Consider the following 4,991-nt stretch of genomic DNA (forward strand, 5'->3'; position numbering starts at 1 on the left):
CCTCGGCGGTGGATTCCGAAGTCGTGACGATCACTATCAACCAGGTGAACCTCACACCTGTTCTGGCGGCGATCGGCTCAAAGAGCACCGATGAAGGTGTCAATCTGAACTTTACTGTTTCGGCCACCGATGCCGACGGTACCACTCCGACAATAACCACATCGGCTCTGCCTTCCGGAGCGACATTCACAAGCACCGGAACCGGCACCGAGACTTTTGATTGGACGCCTGATTTCACTCAGGCGGGTCCATATACAGTTACATTCTATGCAACCGATGACTCCTCGGCGGTGGATTCTGAAGTCGTGACGATCACTGTCAACCAGGTGAACCTTACACCTGTTCTGGCGGCGATCGGCTCGAAGAGTACTGATGAAGGTGTCAATCTGAACTTTACCGTTTCGGCCACTGATGCTGACGGTACCACTCCGACAATAACAACTTCGGCTCTGCCGACCGGTGCGACGTTCACAAGTACCGGAACCGGCACCGAGACTTTTGATTGGACGCCTGATTTTACGCAGGCCGGTCCATATACAGTTACATTCTATGCGACCGATGACTCCTTGGCAGTTGACTCAGAAGTTGTGACAATTACTGTCAACCAGGTCAATTTCACACCGGTATTGGCGGTGATCGGCTCCAAGAGCACCGATGAAGGTGTGAATTTGAATTTCACCGTTTCTGCCACTGATGCTGACGGTACCACTCCGAATATAACAACTTCGGCTCTGCCGACCGGAGCGACATTCACAAGCACCGGAACCGGCACCGAGACTTTTGACTGGACGCCTGATTTCACACAGGCGGGTCCATATACAGTTACATTCTATGCTACCGATGACTCCTCGGCGGTGGATTCCGAAGTCGTGACGATCACTATCAACCAGGTGAACCTTACACCTGTTCTGGCGGCGATTGGCTCGAAGAGCACTGATGAAGGTGTCAATCTGAACTTTACTGTTTCGGCCACCGATGCCGACGGTACCACTCCGACAATAACAACCTCGGCTCTGCCGACCGGAGCCACATTCACCTCGACCGGGACCGGCACCGAGACTTTCGACTGGACACCTGATTTCACTCAGGCTGGTCCATATACGGTTACGTTCTATGCTACGGATGACTCTTCGGCGGTGGACTCCGAAATTGTGACGATCACTGTCAATCAGGTCAATCTGACACCGGTATTGGCGGCGATCGGCTCGAAGAGTACTGATGAAGGTGTCAATCTGAACTTTACCGTTTCAGCGACTGATGCCGACGGTACCACTCCGACAATAACAACTTCAGCTCTGCCGACCGGTGCGACATTCACCTCGACCGGAACCGGCACCGAGACTTTCGACTGGACGCCTGATTTCACTCAGGCTAGCCCATATACAGTTACATTCTATGCTACCGATGACTCCTCGGCGGTGGATTCCGAAGTTGTGACGATCACTGTCAATCAGGTGAACCTTACACCGGTATTGGCCGCGATTGGCTCGAAGAGCACTGATGAAGGTGTGAATTTGAACTTTACCGTTTCGGCTACTGATGCTGACGGTACCACTCCGACTATAACCACCTCGGCTCTTCCTTCCGGCGCAACTTTCACAAGTACCGGATCTGGAACCGAGACCTTCGACTGGACACCTGACTTCACTCAGGCGGGTCCATATACGGTTACTTTCTATACCACTGATGACTCCTCGGCGGTTGATTCCGAGGTCGTGACGATTACCGTTAACCAGGTTAACCAACCTCCTGTTATCGCAACGATTGGTTCGCAGTCAACAGCCGAAGCAGTTAATCTGAGTTTTGGCGTAAGTGTTACCGATATTGATGGTACAATTGCGACGTTAACGCATACATCGTTACCGGCAGGCGCATCTTTTATTGATAATGGCAATAATACCGGTTCGTTTGATTGGACTCCGACTTATTTGCAGTCGGGAATTTATACGGTGACATTTTATGCCACCGATGATTCCTCATCTGTCGATTCCGAAGTCGTGACGATTACTGTCATTGATGCCGGAAACCGGTTGCCGGTGCTGGCTTCGATCGGAACACAATCGACAACCGAGAATATAAATTTGAATTTTACCGTTTCTGCGACTGATATAGAATCGACGCCGACGCTGACTACATCAGCTCTGCCCACCGGTGCGACATTTGCCGATAATGGCAACGGCACCGGCACTTTCGACTGGACTCCGACTTTCCTGCAATCCGGTCCGTACACTGTAACATTCTATGCGACTGATGACTCACTGGCGGTTGATTCGGAAATCGTCACTATAAATATTGTGGATGCCGGTAACCAGCTTCCGGTTCTGGCGACTATCGGCTCCAAATCGTCACCTGAAAGTGTCAATCTGAGTTTTGGCGTCTCGGCCACGGATATTGAATCGATTCCGAGTCTGACTACATCAAGTCTGCCGGATGGCGCCGGCTTTACCGATAATCATGACGGCACCGGCGTGTTCAGCTGGACACCCAACTTTACTCAGTCCGGCGTATATATAGTCAAGTTTTATGCAACCGATGATTCGCTGGCAGTTGATTCGGAAGCTGTCACAATTCAGGTTTTCAACACTAACCAGCCTCCGGTCCTGGCGATAATCGGTTCGAAATCTGTTGATGAAGGCGTGAATCTGAACTTCACCGTTTCGGCCACCGATCCCAACGGTACGACACCTGTTCTGACATCATCAACATTACCGAGCGGCGCCACATTTACAGGCGTCGGCGGCGGTACCGGGACATTTAACTGGACACCCGATTTTACTCAGGCCGGTCCATATACAGTTACATTCTATGCGACCGATGATTCCTCAGCCGTTGATTCCGAAGTAGTTTCCATCACAGTGAATCAGGTCAATCTGCCCCCGACCCTGGCGGCTATCGGTGCTCAATCGACGACTGAAAACGTAAATCTTAATTTTGGCATAAGCGCCTCTGATCCTGACGGCGTGATTCCGACGCTGTCAACTTCCACTCTGCCTGCAGGCGCCGGCTTTGTCGATAATGGAAACGGCACTGGTGCCTTTGACTGGACCCCGACATTCCTGCAATCAGGGCCATATACCGTGACTTTCTATGCCACTGATGATTCTTCGGCGGTTGATTCGGAAGTTGTCACAATTACCGTTATAGACGGCGGCAACCAACTGCCAATACTGGCTGCTATCGGACCGAAATCAGCCGATGAAAATGTCAATATCAATTTCACGGTCATTGCCACCGATATCGAATCGATTCCGGGCATAACCACATCATCTTTGCCCTCCGGTGCCACAATAACGACTACCGGTTCGGGCACTGAGACATTTGACTGGACTCCCGATTATTCGCAATCCGGAATTTATAATATTACGTTTTATGCCACCGATGATTCGCTGGCGGTTGATTCCGAGGTGGTCACATTCACCATCAATCAGGTCAACCTGTCACCGGTTCTAGCAGCCGTTGGAAACAAGATTGTCGATGAGGGTGCGAATCTAAACTTCACCGTTTCAGCGACAGACCCTGACGGCACAATACCGGCAATAACCACATCGATTCTTCCCGCCGGTGCGTCCTTTACCAGCACCGGTTCCGGTACCGAAACCTTCGACTGGAACCCGACCTATGCTCAATCCGGATCGTACTCGGTTACATTCTATGCAACAGATGATTCACTTGTGGTTGATTCGGAAGTCATCACAATTACCGTCAATCAGGTCAATCTCCCGCCAATTCTCGCCGCCATCGGCGCCCGGTCGGTCACGGAAGGTTTGAATCTGAGCTTTGGCATATCGGCCAGTGATCCCGATGGATTCGTGCCGGTCCTGACGACCTCCGCACTGCCGTCGGGTGCATCATTCAGCGACAACGGCGATGGCACCGGGACATTCGGATGGACACCGGTCTACAACCAGTCCGGTTCATACAGTGTTACCTTCTATGCCACCGATGACTCGCTGGCGATTGACTCCGAAGTCGTGTCTATTACAGTAATTGAAGCCGGCAACCAGACACCGGTGCTGGCCGCGATTGGAAATAAATTTATCAGTGAAGGTGTCAATCTTAATTTCAATGTTTCGGCGACAGATGCCGACTCGACCATACCCGGGTTGACGACTACGTCATTGCCGAGCGGCGCCGCCTTTGTCGATAACGGCGACGGCACCGGCAATTTCAGCTGGACACCGAACTTCACGCAGGCGGGTGCTTACAGCGTAACCTTCTACGCTTCGGATGGTGTTGCGATTGATTCCGAGCAGATATATATCAATGTTTTTGAAACCGGGAACCAGGCTCCGGTCTGGACAACAATCGGTAACAAATCCACCACCGAGGGTGTGAATCTGAATTTCGGCGTAACCGCTACTGATCCCGATGCTACCAATCCGGTTCTGACGACCACGGCTCTGCCTTCCGGCGCCGCCTTTGTGGATAATCATAATGGCACCGGGACCTTCAACTGGACGCCTGGTTTTACTCAGTCGGGATCTTATAACATTTCATTCTACGCCACTGACGGCGTTTACACTGATACCGAACTGGTGACAATCACTGTGGTCGAAGCCGGCAACCAGACACCTGTTCTGGCTGCTATCGGCGCGCAATCGACCATGGAAAATGTCAATCTTAGTTTTGGCGTATCGGCGACTGATGCCGACCTGACTATCCCGCATCTGACGACTTCAACGCTCCCCTCAGGAGCAAGCTTTAACGATAATGGAAACGGCACTGGCACCTTCGGCTGGACACCCACTTTCCTTCAGTCCGGCATCTATTATGTGACCTTCTATGCCACCGATGACACCTCCGCAGTCGATTCCGAGATCGTTACGATTACCGTCAATGAAGGCGGCAACCAGCTGCCGATTCTTGCAGCTATCGGGAACAGGTCGACAACCGAAAATGTAAATTTGAACTTTGGCATATCTGCCACAGATATAGAATCAACCCCGATCCTGACGACATCGGCTCTGCCCGCAGGTGCCGGCTTTGTCGAG

Annotated in this window: 1 protein-coding gene; it reads left to right on the forward strand. The window is 51.8% G+C overall.

Annotation, left to right across the window (positions count from 1 at the left end):
* Positions 1-4,991 (forward strand): putative Ig domain-containing protein (locus AB1772_13105; GenBank protein ID MEW5797279.1); only part of this gene is annotated, 4,991 nt, incomplete at both ends.

The sequence above is a fragment of the Candidatus Zixiibacteriota bacterium genome (assembly GCA_040752815.1).
GTDB lineage: Bacteria > Zixibacteria > MSB-5A5 > GN15 > FEB-12 > JAGGTI01.